At 70.5% G+C, this 22,254-nt stretch carries 20 protein-coding genes and 1 tRNA gene; 7 read left to right on the forward strand and 14 right to left on the reverse strand.

The genetic code is table 11. The features are described from left to right. Positions 1-7 precede the first annotated feature (7 nt). The 5 genes from AB0C59_RS24710 to AB0C59_RS24730 all read right to left on the reverse strand — a co-directional run bounded on the left by AB0C59_RS24710 (position 8) and on the right by AB0C59_RS24730 (position 4,578). Positions 8-3,001: a hypothetical protein gene (locus AB0C59_RS24710; protein ID WP_363008101.1), complete on the reverse strand. Its 2,994-nt coding sequence runs from the start codon at positions 2,999-3,001 to the stop codon at positions 8-10. Beyond that, positions 3,001-3,423: a DUF6507 family protein gene (locus tag AB0C59_RS24715; RefSeq protein ID WP_363008103.1), complete on the reverse strand. Its 423-nt coding sequence runs from the start codon at positions 3,421-3,423 to the stop codon at positions 3,001-3,003. The genes AB0C59_RS24710 and AB0C59_RS24715 overlap by 1 nt, the downstream gene beginning before the upstream one ends. Before the next feature lie 109 nt (positions 3,424-3,532). Then, a complete protein-coding gene (locus tag AB0C59_RS24720) occupies positions 3,533-3,847 on the reverse strand; it encodes a pore-forming ESAT-6 family protein (protein ID WP_363008105.1) in 315 nt (104 codons plus the stop codon). A 53-nt stretch (positions 3,848-3,900) separates the two neighbouring features. Then, positions 3,901-4,233: a hypothetical protein gene (locus AB0C59_RS24725; protein ID WP_363008107.1), complete on the reverse strand. Its 333-nt coding sequence runs from the start codon at positions 4,231-4,233 to the stop codon at positions 3,901-3,903. Positions 4,234-4,501: 268 nt separating this feature from the next. Then, positions 4,502-4,578, reverse strand: a tRNA-Thr gene (locus AB0C59_RS24730). 202 nt (positions 4,579-4,780) lie between these two features. Between AB0C59_RS24730 and ugpC the strand changes: the two genes are divergently transcribed. The 3 genes from ugpC to AB0C59_RS24745 all read left to right on the forward strand — a co-directional run bounded on the left by ugpC (position 4,781) and on the right by AB0C59_RS24745 (position 8,020). Next, entirely contained in the window at positions 4,781-5,917 is a 1,137-nt protein-coding gene (ugpC, locus tag AB0C59_RS24735) for a sn-glycerol-3-phosphate ABC transporter ATP-binding protein UgpC (RefSeq protein ID WP_363008109.1), read from the forward strand. Between the two features lie 211 nt (positions 5,918-6,128). Next, on the forward strand, positions 6,129-6,575 hold the full coding sequence (locus AB0C59_RS24740; protein ID WP_363008111.1) for a hypothetical protein: 447 nt from the start codon (positions 6,129-6,131) through the stop codon (positions 6,573-6,575). Positions 6,576-7,288: 713 nt separating this feature from the next. Next, complete coding sequence (locus AB0C59_RS24745; protein WP_363008113.1) at positions 7,289-8,020, forward strand: nucleotidyltransferase family protein; 732 nt, start codon at positions 7,289-7,291, stop codon at positions 8,018-8,020. An 89-nt stretch (positions 8,021-8,109) separates the two neighbouring features. Here the strand turns inward: AB0C59_RS24745 and AB0C59_RS24750 are convergent, their stop codons facing one another. From AB0C59_RS24750 to AB0C59_RS24780, 7 genes are all read right to left on the reverse strand, one after another. Continuing rightward, positions 8,110-9,849, reverse strand: coding sequence for a DoxX family membrane protein (locus tag AB0C59_RS24750; RefSeq protein WP_363008115.1), 1,740 nt, complete (start codon positions 9,847-9,849; stop codon positions 8,110-8,112). Positions 9,850-10,031: 182 nt separating this feature from the next. Next, complete coding sequence (gene rlmB, locus AB0C59_RS24755) at positions 10,032-10,976, reverse strand: 23S rRNA (guanosine(2251)-2'-O)-methyltransferase RlmB (RefSeq protein WP_363008117.1); 945 nt, start codon at positions 10,974-10,976, stop codon at positions 10,032-10,034. A 178-nt stretch (positions 10,977-11,154) separates the two neighbouring features. Further along, positions 11,155-12,555 carry a cysteine--tRNA ligase gene (gene cysS / locus AB0C59_RS24760; RefSeq protein WP_363008119.1) on the reverse strand — a complete coding sequence of 467 codons (1,401 nt, stop codon included), beginning with the start codon at positions 12,553-12,555 and terminating at the stop codon, positions 11,155-11,157. Positions 12,556-12,616: 61 nt separating this feature from the next. After that, on the reverse strand, positions 12,617-13,024 hold the full coding sequence (locus tag AB0C59_RS24765) for a PPOX class F420-dependent oxidoreductase (protein WP_363008121.1): 408 nt from the start codon (positions 13,022-13,024) through the stop codon (positions 12,617-12,619). Positions 13,025-13,394: 370 nt separating this feature from the next. Beyond that, positions 13,395-13,889: a 2-C-methyl-D-erythritol 2,4-cyclodiphosphate synthase gene (gene ispF / locus AB0C59_RS24770; RefSeq protein WP_363008123.1), complete on the reverse strand. Its 495-nt coding sequence runs from the start codon at positions 13,887-13,889 to the stop codon at positions 13,395-13,397. Then, positions 13,879-14,622 (reverse strand): 2-C-methyl-D-erythritol 4-phosphate cytidylyltransferase, encoded by a 744-nt coding sequence (gene ispD / locus AB0C59_RS24775; protein WP_363008125.1) that lies wholly within the window; start codon positions 14,620-14,622, stop codon positions 13,879-13,881. Before ispD ends, ispF begins: the two co-directional genes overlap by 11 nt. Positions 14,623-15,002: 380 nt before the next feature. Beyond that, positions 15,003-15,485, reverse strand: coding sequence for a CarD family transcriptional regulator (locus tag AB0C59_RS24780; RefSeq protein WP_003953493.1), 483 nt, complete (start codon positions 15,483-15,485; stop codon positions 15,003-15,005). A gap of 668 nt (positions 15,486-16,153) precedes the next feature. Between AB0C59_RS24780 and AB0C59_RS24785 the strand changes: the two genes are divergently transcribed. Continuing rightward, positions 16,154-16,819 carry a DUF461 domain-containing protein gene (locus tag AB0C59_RS24785; RefSeq protein WP_363008127.1) on the forward strand — a complete coding sequence of 222 codons (666 nt, stop codon included), beginning with the start codon at positions 16,154-16,156 and terminating at the stop codon, positions 16,817-16,819. Between the two features lie 362 nt (positions 16,820-17,181). On the opposite strand, the gene AB0C59_RS24790 is transcribed toward AB0C59_RS24785, so the two are convergent. Continuing rightward, positions 17,182-17,862, reverse strand: coding sequence for a response regulator transcription factor (locus tag AB0C59_RS24790; RefSeq protein ID WP_040252049.1), 681 nt, complete (start codon positions 17,860-17,862; stop codon positions 17,182-17,184). Continuing rightward, entirely contained in the window at positions 17,859-19,136 is a 1,278-nt protein-coding gene (locus AB0C59_RS24795) for an ATP-binding protein (protein ID WP_363008129.1), read from the reverse strand. Before AB0C59_RS24795 ends, AB0C59_RS24790 begins: the two co-directional genes overlap by 4 nt. A gap of 271 nt (positions 19,137-19,407) precedes the next feature. Here AB0C59_RS24795 and phoU point away from each other — a divergent pair, with 271 nt between their 5' ends. The 3 genes from phoU to AB0C59_RS24810 all read left to right on the forward strand — a co-directional run bounded on the left by phoU (position 19,408) and on the right by AB0C59_RS24810 (position 22,048). After that, positions 19,408-20,088 carry a phosphate signaling complex protein PhoU gene (phoU, locus tag AB0C59_RS24800; protein WP_363008131.1) on the forward strand — a complete coding sequence of 227 codons (681 nt, stop codon included), beginning with the start codon at positions 19,408-19,410 and terminating at the stop codon, positions 20,086-20,088. Between the two features lie 129 nt (positions 20,089-20,217). Then, entirely contained in the window at positions 20,218-20,370 is a 153-nt protein-coding gene (locus AB0C59_RS24805; RefSeq protein WP_363008133.1) for a hypothetical protein, read from the forward strand. A gap of 286 nt (positions 20,371-20,656) precedes the next feature. Beyond that, positions 20,657-22,048 (forward strand): S53 family peptidase, encoded by a 1,392-nt coding sequence (locus AB0C59_RS24810; protein WP_363008135.1) that lies wholly within the window; start codon positions 20,657-20,659, stop codon positions 22,046-22,048. Positions 22,049-22,254 lie beyond the last annotated feature (206 nt).

The raw sequence follows: 22,254 nt of genomic DNA on the forward strand, positions 1-22,254 counted from the left end.
GCTCCTGTCAGCTGATATCGAATGTCCACTTGGCGTAGCCAGCGTACTCGCCTGCAGCTGTCGACTTCGCTTTGACCAGGACATAATCCACGTTCCCTAGCGTGAGGGCTTTCTTAAGCTCGCGGTAGAGGCGCCTTTCGTTGACATCCCCATCCATCCCGCGTTCCCGCATTTTTCTCAAAATATCTTTGAAATATTCTATTGACCCTTGCCTCGCCTCGAATCCGTTGGGAAGTTCACGCATTCCAAGGTCGAGCCTTCGACTCCCCTTGGCTTCGATGACAACAAATTTCTTGACACCAGCCTCGTCGACATGGCTCCAGAGCTGATCGAACTGATCATTACCGTTCCTCGGGCCAGCTAGATCCTCCCACTCGTATCCGCGATAATTCTCAGGAATCACGTGATGACGAGCAACCGCTTCACCAAAGTTCTCGCTGTCCGACCCCATCCGCTCATGGAACGGAGCGTGCTGAGCCTTGATTTCCTTATAGGAACGGAGGTTTTCAGGTGTATTCGAGAGAAGATAGGCCGCCTTCGCCTTCTTGATCGGGTCATGCCAGGCATTGTCTGCCACAACAGAAGCGTGGCGTCGATGACCGGCTTCTCTAATTATATCGAACCCGTGCTCCGTTGGAACTGTTTCCGGACCACGGTCAACATGAGACCCTGGGACGTATTTCTCCGGAAACGGGGAAGGCTTGTCCTTTGCTGCGATCCACTGACTGGGATCATTCGGATCTCGTTTGAGGTGAGGTGGCGAGAACCCGCTCTCGTCAACGATGGCAACCCGTAGCCGTCGCCCGTTGGTCTGCCGGTAGTACTTCTCGTAATAGCCGGGCTCGTGGTTTGCCCGGTAAACCTGAACATCCTTGATCTGGTGAGGGCTGAGAGTGTCGTACCAGTCCTTGCCCGTGGGATGGACACCATCAGGGTGGCCTGAAAGTACTCGGCTCGATCCGTTCCCTGCCGAATCTCCAGCTGTATCGGGATCGGCGTGGTCGCCCGTTCCAGGAGCGTCGTTACCTGACCTGACCAGGTCATCAGCGTTGCTTCCGCCGGAGTGCGGCTCGGCGCCGTGCCCCGGCACGTGGCCGTCGCCCCCATGGCCCGGCGCGTCGTGGCCCGGGGTGTGGATGTCGCCGGTGTGGCCGCCGGGTGCGTGGTCGCCCGCTCGGGGGCCGGGCACCGTGTGGTCCGGTGTGCCGGCGGGGGCGTGGTGGTCGACGCTGTTCGTCGGCATGCCGGAGTCCGCCCGGCCACCCGGGAGGTGGTCAGCGGTGCCACCCGGAAGGTGGTCGGCCGTCCCACCCGGCAGATGGCTGCCCGGGCCGCCGCCGGGCAGATCGCCGCCCGCGTGGACCCCGGGTATGTCCCCGCCCGCCTGGACTCCGGGTGCGGTCGGGACGTGCTCACCCGTGCGGCCGAAGTCGGCGAGGTCGTGGCCGACGCTGTCGCCGAGGCGGATGTGCTCGCCGGCGTGGCCTGCGGTGTCGGCGGTGTGGGGGGCCGCGCCGACCAGGGCGGGTTCTCTGGTCGGGGACGGGGTGTGGGGGGTGTCCGCGCCGGCGTGGGGTGAGTGGGTGATGTCCGGCGGGCCGGGCTTGGTGGTGTCGAGCAGGACGTTGCCGTGCTGGTCGACGATGTTGCCGTGGTGGTCCGCGAAGAGCGGGGGCTCGCCTGCGGGGGTGTGGAGGGGTTCGGTGCCGGCGGGGACGACCGGTGTGTCGTGGGGGAGTTCGACGGCGCCGTTCGGCAGTTCGACGCCGCCCTTGGGGATCGACGCGCCCTCGGGGAGGCGGACCGTGCCGTCGGGCAGGTGGACGGTGCCCTCGGGGAGGGTGATCGCGTTGTCGGGGATCTTCGGGATGTCGATCTTCCCGGCGCCCTTGAGGGTCTTGGTGATGTCGCCGATCTTGGACAGTCCGGCGCCGGCACCCTTCATGACGTAGGTCATCGGGTCCATCACCTTGCCGACCTTGCCGGCGACGGAGATGGCCTTGGAGACCGCGCCCGCCTTGCCCGCCCCGGCGACGGCGGCGCCCTCACCGCCGGTGAAGACCGTGGTCAGGACGTTGAAGGTGACCGCGCCCGCCGCCCGCGCGGGGTTCTTGCCCCACTCGTCCCACGCCACCAGCGCCTTGCCGGTCGCCTTCATCGTGTTGCGCGAGTCGCGCAGCCACGAGGGCATGTACTTGTCCGGTGTGGCCCAGAACAGCGCCGCCGTGATCGGGTTCGACATGAACGCCAGACCGGTGGCCAGCTGGGCCAGGCCCTTCCAGGCCTGCTTCATCGCGTCCCAGCCCTGGAAACCGACCAGGGTGCCCAGACCCTTGATCGTGCCCCAGATCCCGTCCACGACGATGCCGTCCCACAGGAACGACTTCGCCCAGTGCCCGACGTCGTACCAGTGGTGCTTCTGCTCCACCGGATCGCCCCAGGGCAGCCCCTTCGCGCCCTTGAGGTCGGACGCGTCGTAGCCGTACATGTTCTGCTTGTTCGAGCCGTCCCCGGCGATCATCTGCGTGCCGCCGCGCCACAAAGCGGTGATCTTGTTGTGGCAGGTGCGCTCCGCCGCCCAGAACGCCGCCACCGTCGCCGTGACGTCGTCACGGATCTGGTTGTGCTTGTCGACCTTGTCGCCGTCGTACTGCCAGTCGTCGTCGTCCTTGACCGAGTCGACGAACGCCTGCGCGTCGTGCTTGAGCTGCTTGAGCTTCGCCGCCAGCGGGCGGACCTCCGTCGCGTATCCCGCGAGCGCCGAGGCGACCGTCTCCAGATCCGTCGCGAAGGAGTCCGCCCGCGTCGACACCGGCTTCGTCGAGGCGAACAGCTGCTCCGCCTCCGGAGCCGTGTAGTACGCCGACAGCCCCTGGAACTTGGAGTGCGTGTCCGCACCCGTGGTGCGTATGTGCCCGGCGTCCTTCTTCAGCCCGCCGTGGTCCTTCTCCAACTGCTCCAGATCACCGGTGAACTGGGGTATCTCGTGCGGCTGAATCACTACTTGCCCACCCCCGGCATCCGCACGCCCGGCGCGGACGCGTGACGCTGCGCCTCCATGGCCATGTCCAGGTCCCCGTGCAGATACGCCGCCGTCGCGTCCACCGCGCCCTGCAGCGACTTGCCCGCCCGCGCCGCGATGAACTCGAGGTCCTTCATCGCGTGCGAGGCGTACTGCGACAGCGCCAACGCCACCAGACCGCCCTGCGGCGCGCCCTCGCCCTTGCCGCCATGGCCGGAGCCGGCGTGCCCGGTGCCACCGTGCTCGGAGCCGGCGTCCGCCGAGATCGTGCCCGCGCTCGTCGCCGCCGACTGCAGGAACGTGCCGAACTCCTTGGCGTACGTCTGCAGATGCGACGCCGTGCTCCCCGTCTCGGACAACACCTGCTGAATACCCTGCGGATGCAGATCCCAGCCCGTCATACCAACCCCCCGCGAACCCGGCGCCCAGCCGTCACGAACCGTCAAGAGCCATGGACGATCACCGACCCGTCACGGCCGGTCGACCGGTGCCTCGGCCGATGTTGTCGACTCAGCCGATGTTGTCGACCGCGGCCTTCGCCTTGGCCAGCGTCGAATGAGCCGTCGAGTCGTTCTTCTCCATGGTCGTCTTCAGGAGCTGGATGATGTTCCGCACCTCCTGCGACGCCTGGTTCCACCGCTGTTCCTTGCCGTGGTACTCATCCGCCACGCCATCGGCGGTGAAGTCGGCCATCGCCTTCTTCACCTGCTTGTCCCGCGCCGCGATCACGGACTCCAACTGGGCGATCACGCCCGCCAGACTGCCCTGCACATCCGCCGACGCACCCGTGTCGTACGACCGACGATCAGCACCAGAACCCGCCATCACACACCACTCCCCGTAAGACTCGGAGTCAGAAAACGAACCCGCGGCGACACTCAGCGGCCCGAGAACCGCGCCGCGTCGAAGTTCGCCGCACCCATCTGCGACTTGGCGTTCTCGCCCTGCTCCTGGTCACCCGCGCCGAACGCGCCCTCCATCCCGGACTGACCGCCCAGAATCGCCGCCAACGAGGCGTTCAACTCCTTGGTGATCCCATCCGCACGCGCCTTGAACTGGTCGAACGCGGCACGCCCCGCACCGTTGAACTTCCCTTCCAACGGTTCCGCCGCCTGCACCAACAGCCGGATCAGGGACCCCAGATCCTGACTCGACCCCCGCGAGTCACGCATCAACGTCGACAGCGTCTGCGTACCCATGTCGAACTTCATGTCGCCTCCCCCGTACGGGCCCACGCGGCACACGCCGCTCCCATCACATACGCAAATCATATCTATCGGCGCTCAACGCCGGGCACCCCAGGGCCCGCACTGTTACGAAGTCGGCGAACTCCCTGACCCAGACTCAGCGAGGGGCGGCGTCGAGCGCCGCGGGCGGGAGGACGGCTCGGCTCGGGACCCGCCGCGGACCCCACCCGCCGCAGAGGATCGCGACAAGAAAAAGGTCCAGACCGGAAACGAATCCGACCTGGACCTCGACTGGAGCCCCCTGTCGGATTCGAACCGACGACCTTCGCTTTACAAGAGCGGCGCTCTGACCAGCTGAGCTAAGGAGGCATGCACAGGTGTGCTCATGCAGTGTACCCATGTCCGAGCGCGGCCCCGGCCAGGATTTCGCGGGATTCGCCGCCCCCGGGGTGCTGACAGAGCAGGTGAGCAGCGGGTACGGTCCTGAGCCAGTTCACTCTTGTGGACTACACCACCACCTTTACAACGGATCGTCCGGCACGTTCCTGCCGGTGAAGGGGGCCCATTCATCATGGCCACTGTCTCGTTCGACAAGGCGACCCGGATCTATCCGGGTTCCGAGAAGCCTGCCGTGGACGCGCTCGACATCGAGATCGAGGACGGGGAGTTCCTCGTTCTGGTCGGTCCGTCCGGCTGCGGCAAGTCCACCTCGCTCCGCATGCTGGCGGGGCTGGAGGACGTGGACTCCGGCGCCATCCGCATCGGGGACCGCGACGTCACGCACCTGCCGCCCAAGGACCGGGACATCGCCATGGTGTTCCAGAACTACGCGCTCTACCCGCACATGTCGGTCGCCGACAACATGGGCTTCGCGCTCAAGATCGCCGGTGTCGGCAAGGCCGAGATCCGCAGGAAGGTCGAGGAGGCCGCGAAGATCCTCGACCTCACCGAGTACCTGGACCGCAAGCCGAAGGCCCTGTCCGGCGGCCAGCGCCAGCGGGTCGCCATGGGGCGGGCCATCGTGCGCGAGCCCCAGGTGTTCCTCATGGACGAGCCGCTGTCCAACCTGGACGCCAAGCTCCGCGTCTCCACCCGCACCCAGATCGCCTCCCTCCAGCGCCGGCTCGGCATCACCACCGTCTACGTCACCCACGACCAGGTCGAGGCCATGACGATGGGCGACCGTGTGGCCGTGCTCAAGGACGGGCTCCTCCAGCAGGTGGACACCCCGCGGAACATGTACGACCGTCCGGCCAACCTCTTCGTCGCGGGCTTCATCGGCTCCCCCGCCATGAACCTGGTCGAGGTCCCGATCACGGACGGCGGCGTGAAGTTCGGCAACAGCGTCGTGCCCGTCGGCCGGGAGGCCCTCCAGGCCGCCGCCGACAAGGGGGACCGCACGGTCACCGTCGGCGTGCGGCCCGAGCACTTCGACGTGGTCGAGCTGAACGGCGCTGCCGCCGCCTCCCTGTCCAAGGACGCCGACGACGCCCCGGCCGGCCTCGCCGTCTCCGTGAACGTCGTCGAGGAGCTGGGCGCCGACGGCTACGTCTACGGCACCGCCGAGGTCGCCGGCACCCCGCAGGACCTGGTCGTGCGCGTGCCCGGCCGCCAAGTCCCCGAGAAGGGCGCGCAGTTGCACGTGGTTCCGCGAGCGGGCGAGACCCATGTGTTCTCGACGTCGACGGGCGAGCGCCTGTCGGACTGAGATCCGGCGCAGCACAGGGGCCTCGTGGTGCGCGGTTCGCGCGCCGCGAGGCCCCTTTCGTCGCGAAGTGGGCTCAATGTTCCCAAATGACCTGCAATATGCGACCTTTTGAGGGGTCCCGTCAACCCCCTACCCAGAAATCACCGCTTCCCGTCCCTCGAATCGGTGACTAAATGTCGCCAAATCACTACCCCACGCTACGCTCACTCGCGTGAAGCACTCCACTACTCCTCGGACCCGGCACCACGGCCGTGGCACCGCCCGCCGGATCGGCCGCACCCTCGCTCTCGTACTGCCCGTCGTCCTGGTGCTGTCCGGGACCCTGGCGGTCACCCGCGTCAACTGGTCGGGGTCGCCCGCGCATTCGCTGCTCGCCGCGTCCTCCCAAGAGGTGCCCGCCCGCGCCTCCTCCCTCGCTCCGCAGGACGCGCTGCGCGACCGGCTCCTGCTGGAGCTCCAGGACAAGAACCCGGGTGTCGTGCTCACCCACCTCCAGCAGGCGGTCAACGGCCGCCCGTCCCTGGCCAAACACTGCGCGGCCATCGCCCGCGCCCTCGGCCGCGCCGCCGTCCGTGTCTACGGCCCCACGCGCGCCCAGTCCTACGCCCGCCCGGTCTGCGACACCTCCTTCGCCTCCGGCGTGGCCACGCGCGGCTGAGACCGCCCCCGGCCAGGACGGGCGGGCCAGTCAGCCCGACCCGCCCGTCCTGCACAACACCCGCCAGGCCCGCGCCCGCCCGGCTTGCCCACGACCGCCAGGCTGCGCACAACCGCCCGACCGGTTCGGCCGGCCCCCGCCCGGGCCGCCCGTCCCCGGACGCCTGACTCCTGGCAGGCCCACCCCTCCCGCACGGCCACTCGGCCAGCCCGGCCCGAGCACGACCGCCCGGCCAGTTCGGCCGGCCCCGGCCGCCTGACTCCTGGCAGGCCCCCGGCCTACACGACCGCTCGGGCCGCCCGGCCCGCGCGACGCCCGCCCGGCCGGTTCAGCCAACCCCCGCCCGCGAGCCAACCGCCTCGGGCCGCCCGGCTCCTGGCGGGCCTGCTCGGCCCGCACGACCACTCGGCCAGCCCGGCCTGCCCACCCGGCGCACGCGACGTCTGCCCGGCCGGTTCGGCCGCCCCGGGCCGCCCGCCCCTTCACAGGGCCACCGGCCTGCACGACCACTCGGTCAGCCCGGCCAGGCCGCCCCGCACAGCCAACAGTCCACCCGGGCCACCCGTCCTCGGGCCGACTGACCCCTGGTGGGCCCACCCGGCCTGCACGGCCAACCGGTCGCCCGGATGACCTGGGCGACCCGTCCCCGGGGCGGCCGCCCGGCCTCGCGGCTGTCCGGATCGTGGGCAAGGCTCCCGACGTAGAGTTCGGTCATGACCGATCCGAACGCCGCCGCGCGCCCCGTCCAAGCCGTCATCCTGGCCGGTGGCCAGGGCTCACGACTGCGTCCGTACACCGATGACCGCCCCAAGCCGATGGTGGAGATCCCCGGCACCGGAACCCCGATCATCGGGCACCAGCTCACCTGGCTGGCCGAGGAGGGCGTCACGGACGTCGTCGTCTCCTGCGGGCACCTCGCCGAAGTGCTCCAGAAGTGGCTGGAGACGGCCGACCTGCCCGTGCGGGTGACCACGGTCGTGGAGACCGAGCCGCTCGGCCGCGGTGGCGGCCTGCGGTACGCCGCCGCGCATCTGCCCCACCCCGACCAGCCGTGGTACGCGACGAACGGCGACATCTGGACCCGGTTCTCGCTGCGCGAGATGGCCGACTTCCACACCGAGCGCGACGCCGTGGCCACCCTCGCGCTGGCCCGCCCGCGCATCCCCTGGGGCGCCGTCAGGACGGACGGCTTCGGCCGTGTCACCGACTTCATCGAGTCGCCGCCGTCGACGTCCGAGGTCAACGCGGGCGTCTACGTGTTCTCCGCCGAGTTCGCCGGGATGCTCCCCGAGCTCGGCGACCACGAGCGCACCACCTTCCCCCGGCTGGCCCGGGAACGCCGCCTGGCCGGATTCCCGATCCCCCAGGGGGCCTACTGGCGGGCCATCGACACGGCGAAGGACCTCACGGAGGCCGCCAAGGAACTGGCGGCGCTCGGGCGTTGAGACGGCGGGCTCTCCCGCTCCCTCACGCACACAAGCCGTTGCCCCCAGGGAGAACCCCTGAGGGCAACGGCTGAGCGAATGCCCTCGCGCTACCCGAGCAGCCCCCCGACCAGATGGTCGGAGCCTCCCGAGCGGCCCCCGGTGCGGCCCTGGCCGCCGCCGGCGCCCCCGCTGCTGGGGGAACCGCCCGAGGAGGGGCCGCCCGTGCCGCTGCCGCCCGAGGACGACGGGCCCGCGCTGGTGCTCGGGGCCTGCTGTGCCGGCGCCGAGTGGCGCGGCGGCACCTGGCCCACGGTGCCCTGGGTCTGGCTCGGGCGACTGCCCGAGACGGTGCCGGTCGCGCCGGGCACGCCCGGTGTCCGCGCCCGGCCCGACGGCGACGACTCGGCGCCCCGCGTCGACGGCGGGGTGTGCGAGGCCGAGGGGCTCCGGCTGTGCCCGCCCTCGGTCGGCGTCCCGGGCAGGGTCCGGCCCGGGAGTTCGTTCCGCGGCGCCTCGCCGGGCCCGGGTACGATCACGCGGCCCGCGTCCCGCACCGCACCGCCGAGCAGCGATCCGACCAGCAGGGTCGCTCCGGTCACGAGCGCCGTGACCACCGCGCCGCGCCGCAGTACGTACCGCCGCAGATCCCAGATGTCCGCCCGCGGCCCCAGCTTGCGCCACGCGCTGCCCGCGAGCCGGCCGTCCACGGAGTACACCGGCGCGCCGGCGATGATCAGCGGCGACCAGGCGGCCAGGTAGAGGATGTGCGGCGCGTCGTACACCGGCGACGTCCGCCAGCTCACGGTGACGAGCAGGGCCGCCGACAGCAGCGCGCCGAGCCCGGCCACGACCCGCTGCCACAGTCCGAAGACCGTGAGCACGCCGACGATCACCTGGAGGAAGGCGACGACCAGGCCGGTGCCCACCGGGTGGTGCAGGGCGAACTGCCGCAGCGGCTCGGCGGCCTGCCAGGGGTGCAGCGTGTCGAGCCAGGTGACCATCGAGCCGCGCTTGCCCCCGTCGAAGTAGAGGGGGTCGCAGAGCTTGCCCATGCCCGTGTAGGCGGAGATGGAGCCGAGGATGACGCGCAGCGGCAGCAGCACGACGCCGAGGTTCATCCGGCGCCCGGGGTAGTACGCGTGGCGCACCGCGTCACCGCCGTGCCGCCTCGACCGCGCCCCTCTGCCCCTCGCGCCCGGGGCGCGCCCCGCTTCCTCGGGAGCGCCGTAGTCCTCGTGTCCCGCGCGGTCGTACGGACCGTACGAGGAGGCGGGAGGGCCGGGGGTGTCGTAGGCGGGCCCCCCGTAGGCGGGCGTGTCGTACGCGCCGGTGGCGCCGCGCATGTGCGGCAGCCGTCCGGTCTCGCCGTACCCTCGCGTCCGCGCGGCCCGGGGGTCCTCGTAGCCGGTGCGGTCGTAGCCGGTACGGGGGATGACCTGGGTCGCGCCGCCGTCCCCGACCGGCTCGTCGCTGGGCCGCGCCGAGCCGCGCACCGCCTGGAGCAACCGGTGGGCGCCCGTGTCGTCGGGCTCGGACCTGCCGCTCCAGACGACAGGGCGGCGACGGGCCCCGGCACCACCGGTGCCGGCACCGACACCGGCCCCGGCCCCGGCCCCGGCCCCGGCGGGCATGCGGGGCAGGCCCTGGGCGGTGGTCATGTGCCGTACGTGCCGCGGCATCGGGGCGCGCCGCGCCGACGCCCCCAGCTGCACACGGAAGCTCGCGTGACTGACGATGACCTGCGCCGGGTCGCTCGGCACCTTCACCATGCTCAGCACGGGAGTGTCGTCGAATCCCGACGATCGGTCCCCCGTGGGTGTGCGGGGCGTTCTGGTCTCCACACTCATCTAACCGAGTGACACGCGATGAGGACACTGCCGTTACGGCGCGGATCTGTCCGGACCCCGTCAAGCTCGTCGTCGGCGACCGGATTCCCCCGAACAGGCGACAGCCCGGACGTCCGTTCGGACGTCCGGGCCGTGTGCCTCAGCGGAAGCGCGGAGGGCGGTGCCGCGGGGCGGGAAGGGCGCTACGCGCGCCTGCGGGCCGCCTCGTAGAGCACGATGCCCGCCGCCACACCGGCGTTGAGCGACTCGGCGCCGCCCGGCATCGGGATCCGCACCCGCAGATCGCAGGTCTCGCCCACCAGTCGCGACAGGCCCTTGCCCTCGCTGCCGATGACGATGGCGACCGGACCCTGGAGGGCGTCCAGATCGCCGAGGTCGGCCTCCCCGTCGGCCGCCAGGCCCACGACCGTGATCCCGGCCTTCTTGTACGCCTCCAGGGTGCGCGTCAGGTTGGTGGCGCGGGCGACGGGCGTACGGGCCGCCGTACCGGCGGACGTCTTCCAGGCGCCGGCCGTCATCCCGGCCGCGCGCCGCTCGGGCACGACGACGCCGTGGCCGCCGAACGCGGAGACGGAACGGACGACGGCACCCAGGTTGCGCGGGTCGGTCACACCGTCGAGGGCGACGATCAGCGGGTCCTCCTGCTGGTCGTACGCGGCTTGGGTCAGGTCCTCGGGGTGGGCGTACTCGTAGGGCGGGACCTGGAGGACGAGACCCTGGTGGTTGAGCCCGTTCGTCATACGGTCGAGCTCGGGGCGCGGGGCCTCCATGAGGTTGATGTTGCCGCGCTCGGTCGCGAGCTGGAGAGCCTCGCGCACCCGCTCGTCGTTGTCGATGAACTGCTGGACGTAGAGCGTGGAGGCGGGGACGCCGTCGCGGAGCGCCTCGAAGACCGGGTTGCGGCCGACGACCAGCTCGGACGTCGACCGGCCGCCCGTACGGCGCTGGGGCCGTGCTCCCCCCTGCGCGTGGCGCGCCTTCGCCTGCGCGGCGCGCTGCTTGGCGTGTCCCTTGCGCATCTCGGCGGGCGGGGTCGGTCCCTTGCCCTCCAGGGCCCGGCGTCGGTTGCCGCCGCTGCCGACCTGTGCGCCCTTCTTGCCGGACATGCGGCGGTTGTTCGCGGACATGACCTACCTGTCTGTTGAAGCGTCGTAGGACGTGAGGCGTCGTAGTGCCGCACGTACATACGTCTGTCGTCTATGAAGTGTGCCGCCCGGAAGGCCGGGCGGCACAATCGATCATCGGTTTGGCCCGAAAACGGGCCGCGCCGGAGGTCGGGATTCGGTGCCCTGAGCCGCGCTCGTCTCAGCGCGGCCCGAGGGTCCAGCGCGGGCCCTCGGGGCTGTCCTCGATGACGAGTCCGGACTGGCTCAGCTGGTCCCGGATGGCGTCCGCGGTGGCCCAGTCCTTGCGGGCCCGGGCCGACTCGCGCTGCTGGAGCACCAGGCCGACGAGGCTGTCGACCACTCCGTGCAGATCGTCACCGCGGTCGCCCTCGCCCGCCCACCGGGCGTCGAGCGGGTCGAGGCCGAGGACGCCGAGCATGGCCCGCACCTCGGCGAGCCGCGCCACGGCGCCTTCCTTGTCGTCGGCGGCCAGGGCGCTGTTCCCCTGCCGGACGGTGGTGTGCACGATGGCGAGGGCCCCCGGCACGCCCAGGTCGTCGTCCATCGCCTCGGCGAACGCGGGCGGCACCTCGTCGGCGGGCTCCACGACCCCGCCCGCCTTCTCCGCGACACGCTGCATGAAGCCCTCGATGCGCGCGAACGCCGACTCGGCCTCGCGCAGGGCCTCCTCGCTGTACTCGATCATCGAGCGGTAGTGCGGGGTGCCGAGGTAGTAGCGCAGCACGATGGGGCGCCAGCGCTTGACCATCTCGGAGACCAGCACGGAGTTGCCCAGCGACTTGGACATCTTCTCGCCGCTCATGGTGACCCACGCGTTGTGCACCCAGTAGCGGGCGAACTCGTCGCCGAAGGCCTTGGCCTGGGCGATCTCGTTCTCGTGGTGCGGGAAGATCAGGTCGATGCCGCCGCCGTGGATGTCGAAGGCGGAGCCCAGGTACTTGTGGGCCATGGCCGAGCACTCCAGGTGCCAGCCGGGCCGCCCGCGGCCCCACGGGGTCTCCCAGGTCGGCTCCCCGGGCTTGGCGGTCTTCCACATGGCGAAGTCGCGGGGGTCCCGCTTGCCCGTCTCGCCGGTGCCGGAGGGCTGCTGGAGGTTCTCCAGCTCCTGGTTGGACAGCTGGAGATAGCCCGGGAAGGAGCGCACGTCGAAGTAGACGTTGCCCTCGGCCTCGTAGGCGTGTCCGCGCTCGATGAGCGTGCGCATCATCTCGACCATCTCGGTCACATGCCCGGTGGCCCGCGGCTCGTACGTGGGCGGGAGGCAGCCGAGGGCGTCGTAGCCCTCGTTGAAGGCGCGCTCGTTGTCGTATCCGATCGACCACCAGGGGCGGCCCTGCTCGGCCGACTTGGCGATGATCTTGTCGTCGATGTCCGTGACGTTGCGGACGAACGTCACGTCGTAGCCGCGGTAGGCGAACCAGCGGCGCATGATGTCGAAGTTGAGGCCCGAGCGGATGTGGCCGATGTGGGGTGCGGCCTGCACGGTGGCGCCACACAGGTAGATCGAGACGCAGCCCGGCGTGAGCGGGGTGAAGTCACGGATCTGCCGGGCGCTGGTGTCGTACAGGCGAATAGTCACGCGTCCAGAGTAGTGGGCCGTGGGCAGTGCCCGGCGCCTTTGTGGACAAAGCGTGAGCCCTTCACAGACTGCCGACCACCTTTCGCGGCACGATCCTCACCACCACACGCTCCGCGTCGTCCACCGAGGCCGGGTTGAACTCCGCGTACTTCTTTCCGGTGTACTTCCCCGACAGCTTCTCGATGAGCTCGGCGCCGCCCTCGGTGGTCATCTCGGCGGTGCCGCGGATCTCCGCGTACTGGTACGGCGAGGCGGGGTCCTGGACGACGACGGTCACCCTCGGGTCGCGGTCCATGTTCTTCTTCTTACGCCGGTCGGCGGTCGTGGAGACGAGGACGTCGTCGCCGTCCCGCGCGGCCCACACCGGGGAGAGCTGCGGGCTGCCGTCCGGCTGGAGGGTGCCGAGGACCACGAAGACCGGGGTGTCGAGCAGGGCCCTGAGCCGGGGGGACAGTGCGGGGGCGGCCATGCGGGTACCTCCGGGGGTGCGGGGGTTTGTGCGGGTACCTTCGCACGCCGGGGTCCCACCCGCATGTCGCCGTCCGCGGGGGCGGGGCGCTTTCGCGCAGTTCCCCGCGCCCCTTGGTGGGTGCCCCTGGCGGCACGTCGTTGTCCGCGGCACGTGGGTGGACTTTGCGCCGTTCCCCGCGCCCCTTGGTGGGTGCCACGGCGGTGCGTCGTCGTCTGCGGGTGTGCTGTGGCTGGTCGCGCAGTTCCTCGCGCCCCTTCCAGGTGCGCCTTGGGGTGGGGCGTCGGGGTCTGACGCGTGGGCACAGATCCACCCCGGCTCGCCTCACCAGGGGCGCGGGGAACTGCGCGAAAGCCGTCGCGGTCCCCGTTCAGCTCGTACGTGCGACCAAGGCCGTCGCGACGGCCATCAGGCCCTCCTCGCGGCCCGGGAACCCCAGCCCGTCCGTCGTCGCGCCGGACACCGACACCGGCGCACCCGCCGCCTCGGAGAGGACCGCCTGCGCCTCCTCCCGGCGCTTGCCGATCTTCGGCCGGGGCCCGACGACCTGGACCGCGATGTTGCCGATCGTGAATCCGGCCTCGCGCACGATCCGCGCGGCCTCCGTCAGCAGCGTCACCCCGGACGCCCCGGACCACTGCGGCCGCCCCGTGCCGAAGTGCTGCCCGAGATCGCCCAGGCCCGCCGCCGAGAACAGCGCGTTGCACGCGGCGTGGGCGACGACGTCCGCGTCCGAGTGGCCGGCGAGCCCGGGGCCCTCGCCCTCCCACTTCAGCCCCGCGCACCACAGCTCACGGCCCTCTTCGAAGGCGTGGATGTCGGTTCCGATGCCCACCTGGGGCAGCGGCGGCGTCTCAGAAGCCATCGGTGAGCCTCCTGCGGGCCAGCACGGCCTCCGCGAGGACCAGGTCCAGCGGGCGGGTGACCTTGAAGGCCTCCTCGTGCCCGGGGACCGCCACGACCTGGAGTCCGAGCTGCTCGACCATGCTCGCGTCGTCCGTGACGTCGTCCGTCACCGTCTCGTGGGCCCGGATCAGCGTCGCCCGGTCGAAGCCCTGCGGGGTCTGCACGGCGCGCAGCCGGGAGCGGTCCGGGGTGGAGAGGACCGGCTCGGGTCCGGCGGCCGGCTCGACCTCCTTGACGGTGTCCGCGAGTGGCAGCGCCGGCACGACGGCCGGTGCCCCCTGCCGTACCGCGTCGATGACGGTGTCCACCGTGTCCACCGGCACGAGCGGGCGGGCCGCGTCATGGACGAGGACGATCCCGTACTCGGGCGGCAGCGCGTCGAGGCCGCGCTTCACCGACTCCTGGCGAGTGTCGCCGCCGGGCACGACCAGGATGTCCGTCCGCTCGGGCAGGGCGTGCGCGTCGAGCAGCGACTTGACCTCGGCGGCTCCGTCCGGCGGTGCCACGACGATCACGAGGGAGACGGCACGGGAGGCGGCCATGGCGCGCACCGCGTGGATGAGTATGGGGGTGCCGTTCAGCGCGCGGAGTGCCTTGGGGGCGCCCGGTCCGAGGCGTACACCTCTGCCTGCGGCCGGGATCACGACGGCCGTACGGACTCCGGTGGGTGAAGGGCGCGAATCGTCAGACATCGGTTCCTGTCAGGTTTGTATGCTCGGCCGGAATGGGTATGGCCTTGTCGGTGCCCCCGGCCGGAGCTGGGGAAGCGCCGGGCGCGACACCTCGACCGGACCCTTCCGTGACCGATGGTCGAGCCGACCGCCCGGGCCCGGCACGCCCAGTATGGGGGCTTCCCCGGTGGGGGGTTTCCCATGGTGGGGGCGGTAGCGCGCGGATCGGCGGCGTCGAGGTCGTGGGCATTCAGAACAGACACAGGTACAGACATGCCGCGGTGCCCGGCGGCAGCAGCAACAGCTACTGCGTCATCGGGCACCGCGGCATGTTCATATGCGCTGGTCGCCGGTCCGTCCGTCACGCCCCCGGCGGGGAGGCAGGCGGAAGGGGTGGGGCGTCAGGACGCGAGGACCTCGTCGAGCAGCGCTTCCGCCTTGTCCTCGTTGGTGTTCTCCGCAAGGGCGAGCTCGCTGACCAGGATCTGCCGGGCCTTGGCGAGCATCCGCTTCTCACCCGCGGACAGTCCGCGCTCCCGCTCACGACGCCACAGGTCGCGCACGACTTCCGCGACCTTGATGACATCGCCGGAGGCGAGCTTCTCAAGATTTGCCTTGTAGCGACGCGACCAGTTCGTGGGCTCCTCTGCGTACGGTGCGCGCAGCACCTCGAAGACCCGGTCCAGCCCGTCCTGACCGACCACATCACGCACGCCGACGAACTCCGCATTGTCCGCTGGCACACGTACCGTCAGGTCGCCCTGGGCGACCTTCAGCACCAAGTAGGTCTTGTCCACGCCTTTGATCTGGCGAGTTTCGATAGCCTCGATCAGCGCGGCCCCGTGATGGGGATAGACCACGGTGTCGCCAACCTTGAACGTCATGTGACAGGTACCCCTTCCGTGGCTATCCAGGGTAACACGAAAATCGCGTCCCCTGAATGGCGTTTTCGCAGGTCAGGGCATATCTCGGGGCTTGACAACCGCAACCGGAACGTGCTGCGACGGGCGATCGGGGCGGGATTTCCGCAGGTCGGAGGGAGTGTGCAGGCGGGGCGACACACAGTGCCCGCGCACACCAGCGGCCTCCGGGCGCGCCCCGAATGACCCCGTTTGCCCACCCTCAAGCACTCGACTTCCGCTACTCCGTTCGGTGGCCAGGGGCGAGTCCGGGACGAATCCGGAATTGATCAAGCTGCGCGACGATCACCGGTTGCCGCCCGATGATCGATTTCCCCCGCCGCCACACATTCCTCTCCCGTAACACCCCGGGACGGGGATTTCTTCACAGGGAGTAAGGCACTTAACTCAAAGTCGTACCGCACCGGGACCGAAGTCCCCGACGGCGGCGCGCGGTCCCCGCGGGCGGCACGCGGGGACGGTACGCGGAGGCGTGGCGTGCCCCCTGCTGGAGGGAAGGTGGGGGCCTTGGGGAGGGTCGGGTGCGGCGGCCGGGGAACGGCTCGGTAACCTATGGCCGCTGACAGACACTTAGGGTGGCTTTAAATCGTGGGTCACCCTGCTCCGCCCACGTTCAAGGAGTTGCCGCCGCCGTGAGCAGCAGCCTTCGACGCGGCGCCCTCGCCGCCGCCGCCATCGCGTTCTCGATCGCCTCGCTCGCCGCGTGCGGTGCCGGCAACAACGCCCAGACGCTTGAGATCAAGCCGGACAACGCGGAAACGAGCGTGGGGGACATCAAGGTCCAGAACGCGCTCGTCATCACCCAGCCCGACGTGAAGGCCACCGGGCCGGCCGTGATCTCCGCGACCGTCTTCAACTCCGGGCAGAGCCCCCAGACGTTGGACTCGATCAGCCTGGAGGGCGGCGGCACCGCGGAGCTCTCCGCCAAGGGCGGGGGCAAGATCACCGTTCCGGCGCTCGGTTCCGTCGTCATCGGCGGCAAGGGGAACGCGGCGGCCACGTTGAGCAGCCCTGGCTCCGCCGTGCAGAACGGGAGCGCCGAGAAGCTGACGTTCACGTTCAGCAAGACCGGTGCGGTCAGCCTGGGGGCGTTCGTGGTTCCGGCCGAGAGCTACTTCAGCAAGTGGGGGCCCAGCAACATCCCGTCGGCTCCGTCCGCGTCCGCGTCCGCCTCCGGCGGGGCCGGTGGTGAGGCGTCGTCCAGCGCGAGCCCGAAGGGGCATGGCTCCAAGCCGTCCGCGTCGGGGTCCGGGGCGCCGTCGGGGAAGCCCAGCGCGTCTGGCTCCGCCGGGGAGTAGTTCGGCGCCCGGGGCGTGGGGGTTCTTGCGCAGTTCCCCGCGCCCCTGAATGTGGTGCCACCGGCGCGTTGTCGTGTGACTGGTGCGTCGCGGGTTTTCGCGCAGTTCCCCGCGCCCCCGAACGGGTGGTGCTACCAGTGCGTCGTCGTGTGACCGGTGCGTCGCGGGTTTTTGCGCAGTTCCCCGCGCCCCTGAATGTAGTGCCGCCGGCGCGTCGCCGTGTGACCGGTCCGTCGTGGGATGTCGCGCCGTTCCCCGCGCCCCTGGACCGTGGTGCCGTCGGTGCGGTTGCCCGCGCCCCTGAAGCCCTGTGAGGGCGGCGCCCCTGGGGGTGCCGCCCTCTGTGTGTGTCGGGGTGGGGTTTACGGCTCGAACTTGTAGCCGAGGCCTCGTACCGTCACCAGGTAGCGCGGGGCGCCCGGGTCCGGCTCGATCTTGGCGCGCAGGCGCTTGACGTGGACGTCGAGCGTCTTGGTGTCGCCCACGTAGTCGGCGCCCCAGACCCGGTCGATGAGCTGCATACGGGTCAGCACGCGGCCCGCATTGCGCAGCAGCATCTCCAGGAGGTCGAACTCCTTCAGCGGCAGGTCGACCTTGGAGCCGGCGACCGTGACCACGTGGCGGTCGACGTCCATGCGCACCGGACCGGCTTCCAGCGCCGCCGGCGTCACCTCCTCCGGCTCACCGCGACGGCGCAGGACGGCCCGGATACGGGCGACCAGCTCCCGCGAGGAGAACGGCTTGGTGACGTAGTCGTCAGCCCCTATCTCCAGCCCGACCACCTTGTCGATCTCGCTGTCCTTGGCGGTCACCATGATCACGGGGACATTGGAGCGGCCACGCAGCTGGCGGCAGACCTCCGTGCCGGGCAGCCCCGGCAGCATCAGGTCGAGCAGGACGAGGTCGGCGCCGTTGCGCTCGAACTCGTCGAGCCCGTCGGGCCCGGTGGTCGCGATGGCGACCTCGAAGCCCTCCTTGCGGAGCATGTAGGACAAGGCGTCGGAGAAGGACTCCTCGTCCTCGACAACGAGCACTCGGGTCACGGAAGGACCTCCGGGGCGGGAAGCGGTTCGTACGGGGATGAGGGGGATGAGACGGTGGTCGTCCCGTCGGGTCCGCCGTCCTCGTCGTCGAGGTCGGACGGATGGTCGGTCGCACGGTCGCGGGCCGCGCCCGCCTCCGGCAGCCGCAGCGTGAAGGTGGAACCCTGGCCCTCGGAGCTCCACACCGTGACCTCCCCGCCGTGCGAGGCGGCCACGTGCTTGACGATGGCGAGGCCGAGGCCCGTGCCGCCCGTGGCACGGGAGCGGGCCGGGTCGACGCGGTAGAAGCGCTCGAAGACGCGCTCCTTGTCCTTGTCTGAGATGCCGATGCCCTGGTCGGTCACGGCAAGCTCGATCAAGTCCCCGCCGGGAGCGGACACCCTGCGGCCGGCGATGCCGACGCGGGTGCGGGCGGGTGAGTAGTTGACGGCGTTCTCCACGAGGTTGCCGAGGGCGGCGGCGAGCTGGCCGCGGTTGCCCCACACATGCAGGTCGGCGGTGCCGCCGGCGGCCATGGTGATCTGCTTGGTGCCGGCCTGGTGGCGGCAGCGGTCGATGGCCTCGGCGACCAGCTCGTCGACGCGCACGGGTTCGGCGTCCTCCAGAGGGTCGTCGTTCTGCACGCGCGACAGGTCGATGAGCTCCTGCACGAGGTTGGTCAGGCGGGTCGCCTCGATCTGCATCCGGCCCGCGAAGCGCTCCACGGCCTCGGGGTCGTCGGAGGCGTCCATCACGGCCTCGGAGAGCAGCGACAGGGCGCCCACCGGCGTCTTCAGCTCATGGCTGACGTTGGCCACGAAGTCCCGGCGTACGGCCTCTATGCGGCGGGCCTCGGTGAGGTCCTCGACCAGCAGCAGCACCAGCCGGGAGCCGAGCGGCGCGACCCGGGCGGAGACGGCGAGCGCCTCTCCGCGTCCGGTGCCGCGGCGCGGCAGGTCCAGCTCGACCTGGCGTATCTCGCCGTCGCGTCGGGTGTCGCGCGCCATCTGGAGCATCGGCTCCACGGCGAGCTTGCCGCCGCGCACGAGCCCGAGGGCGTACGCCGCCGAGCTGGCCTTGACCACGGCGTCGGCCTCGTCCAGGACGACGGCCGAGGAGCGCAGCACGGACAGGACCGTGTCCACGCCGGGCGGGAGCACGGGGTCGGTGTGCAAAGAGGTGCGGGTGGGGCGTTTCTGGTCGCGCTCGCTCCAGCGGAACGCCAGCATGGCGATGACACCGGTCAGCACCCCGGCGATCGCTGCAGCTGCGGCGACCGCCGCGTTCACGTCCATGCACCCAGGTTAGGCACGTCCCCGCCCCCGTCCACAGCCATCGGGGTGCGACCTCGAACACTCGTCGCCCAGAGTTCACCTTGGGGCCAGTGTTGATTCATTTGAGATGTCGCAAACGGTCGCGTACAAGCCAGAACGTGGGAGCGTGGGGCCCTCAGGGCGCCTGTCCGCCGTGCTCGCCACCGTGTCCGCCTTCGGGCGTTCGCCCTGGCGAAGACGGGTCCGGCCCCAGCCCCCGGCCCACGAAGCAGACGTAAGAGAGGGACACCTGATGCGGGACGCGTACCACGAGGAACTTGACTCGATCGGCGAGGGCCTGGTCGAGATGGCCCGCCTTGTCGGGTCGGCGATCGGGCGCGCCACGACGGCCATCCTCGACACCGACCTGAAGCTCGCGGAGGCCGTGATCGAGGCCGACGCGAAGGTCGACAGCCTGCAGCACGAGCTGGAGGCGCGCGCGATAGCCCTCCTCGCGCGACAGCAGCCGGTGGCGACGGACCTGCGTATCGTCGTGACATCGCTGCGGATGAGCGCCGACCTGGAGCGTTCGGGCGACCTGGCCCAGCACGTGGCGAAGCTGGCGCGGCTGCGCTTCCCGGCGCAGGCCGTCCCGCAGGACCTCTACGCCACCATCCTGGAGATGGGGCAGCTCGCCCAGCGCCTGATGGCGAAGGCGGCGGAGGTGATCGTCACCAAGGACGTCGACCTGGCCCTCCAGTTGGAGCACGACGACGACGAGATGGACCTGCTGCACCGCACGCTGTTCCAGCACCTGATCGACGACCGCTGGCAGCACGGCATAGAGACCGCCGTGGACGTCACCCTGCTGGGCCGTTACTACGAGCGGTACGCCGACCACGCGGTGTCGGTGGCCAAGCGGGTGATCTACCTGGTGACGGGTGAGCACGCGGACGAGATCCAGCCGCCGGCCACGGGCGTCGACGGCACCTGAGCCGGCTCGAAGGGGGCCGCTCGGGGGGTGCGGAGTGCGTGCGGGTGTGCGCGAGCATCCGTGCGCCGTTGATGCGCCCGCCTGCGAGGGCATGAACTGAGGGACAGGCACGAGTCTGAGGAGAGACCCATGGCCGAAACCCCCAGCACGCCCGATCCCACGCAGGAGCGCGAGACCCAGCAGCCCGTCGAGATCAAGAGCATCCCGTTGCTCGGCGCGTGCGGCTGCGGTTCCGGGTGCGGATGCGGATGTCAGGCGGGCGCCCCCTGCCAGTGCGGCTGACGGCGCACTCGCACGCACCCGCACTCCCGCACGCACCCGTCGTACGGCACCACCGAGGAACACCCGGCACGACCACCGAGGGGCTCCGGCGCACCGCCGGGGCCCCTCGCGCCGTCCGCCCCCGCGCCTCCCGGCTCCTTGCCATCACTTGCCCGTTCCATGACCCCGGGTGCATTTTGGGTAAAGGAATAGGAATCGACAGTTCAATAGTCTTGTCCTGTGCATGACCCACTAGATGAGATGCGCGTAGACCTCTCCGTGCGACTCCGACCAATCAGGGGGATACATGCACATAGCCCGCTCCGGCAAGGGCCTCGCGGCTTCCGCCGCGACCGCCGCCCTCGTCGTCTCCGCGCTGGCCGCCGCCCCGTTCACCGGTGCCGCCACCGTGGCCCACGCCGCCGTGCCGCACACCGCGGCCACCCCGGCCATCGCCGGGAACATCCTGGCCCACAACGTGAGCAGCCCGCTCTCCAGCGAGCAGTGCCAGGCCAAGTGGAAGATCAACTGCTACACCCCGCTGCAGTACCGCACCGCGTACAACCTGAACGCGCTGTACCGCAAGGGCGTCACGGGCAAGGGCCGGACGATCGTCATCGTCGACTCCTACGGCTCCCCGACCATCCAGCACGACCTCGACGTCTACAGCAAGCAGTTCGGGCTGCCCAGCAGCAAGGTGAAGGTCGTCAAGTGGGGCCACGTCCCCGCCTTCGACCCCAAGAACCAGGACATGACCGGCTGGGCCGGCGAGTCCACGCTGGACGTCGAGATGGCCCACGCCGTGGCACCCGACGCCAAGATCGTCCTGGTGGAGACGGCCGTCGCCGAGACCGAGGGCACCACCGGTCTGCCGGAGATGATGAACGCCGAGAAGTACATGATCGACCACGGCGTCGGCGACGTCATCAGCCAGAGCTTCGGCGCCACCGAGAACACGTTCCCCGGCTTCGGCAAGGGCGACCACTCGGTCCGCAGCATCGAGAACCTGCGGTACGCCTTCAAGGACGCCAAGAAGCACAACGTGACGGTGCTCGCCTCCTCCGGTGACGGCGGCGCGACCGACAGCACCGCCGACGGCAAGGGCTACTACAAGCAGCGCGTCAACTCCTGGCCCTCCGGGGACCCGCTGGTCACCTCCATCGGCGGCACCCAGCTCCACCTGGACGACAAGGGCCTGCGCACCAAGCCGGACAGCGTCTACAACGACTACGGCTCGGGCGGCGGCGGCCAGTCCCACGTGTTCGCCCGCCCGTCGTACCAGGACGGCGTGCGCAAGGTCGTCGGCAGCCGTCGCGGCACCCCGGACATCTCCATGGCCGCCGCGGTCAACGGTGGCGCCTGGATCTACTCCAGCTACGACCCGACGGCCACCGGCTGGGACGTCACCGGTGGCACCAGCGAGGCCAGCCCGCTCTTCGCGGGCATCGTCGCCCTCGCGGACCAGGCGGCCGGCCACCGGGTGGGTGACATCCACGACGCGCTGTACAGCCTGTACAAGCGCTCGACCCACCACGACAAGAGCACGGGCCTGGTGGACGTCAACGACGGCACGAACAACAGCTACGAAGGCGTCACCGGCTACAAGGCGGTCAACGGCTTCGACATGGCCACCGGCGTGGGCACCCTGGACGCCCTGCGCTTCGTGCCCGCCCTCGCCCGGGCGAGCCACCACCACTGAGGTCCGCGGAGATCGGCCGAGGTCGGCTGAGGCCGTGGAGTCGGCTGGGAAGTCGGCTGAGACCAGCTGACCTCGGCTGAGGTCGGCCGAGGTCGACGGAGATCCGCCTGGGGGCGGTCCGGATTCATCTCCGGACCGCCCCCACGTTCGTTCGTCACGCGCTCGGCGCCGCCACTGACGGCGCCGCTGCCGCCGGCGCTGCCGCC

This window comes from Streptomyces sp. NPDC048664 (assembly GCF_040650555.1).
Lineage (GTDB): Bacteria > Actinomycetota > Actinomycetes > Streptomycetales > Streptomycetaceae > Streptomyces.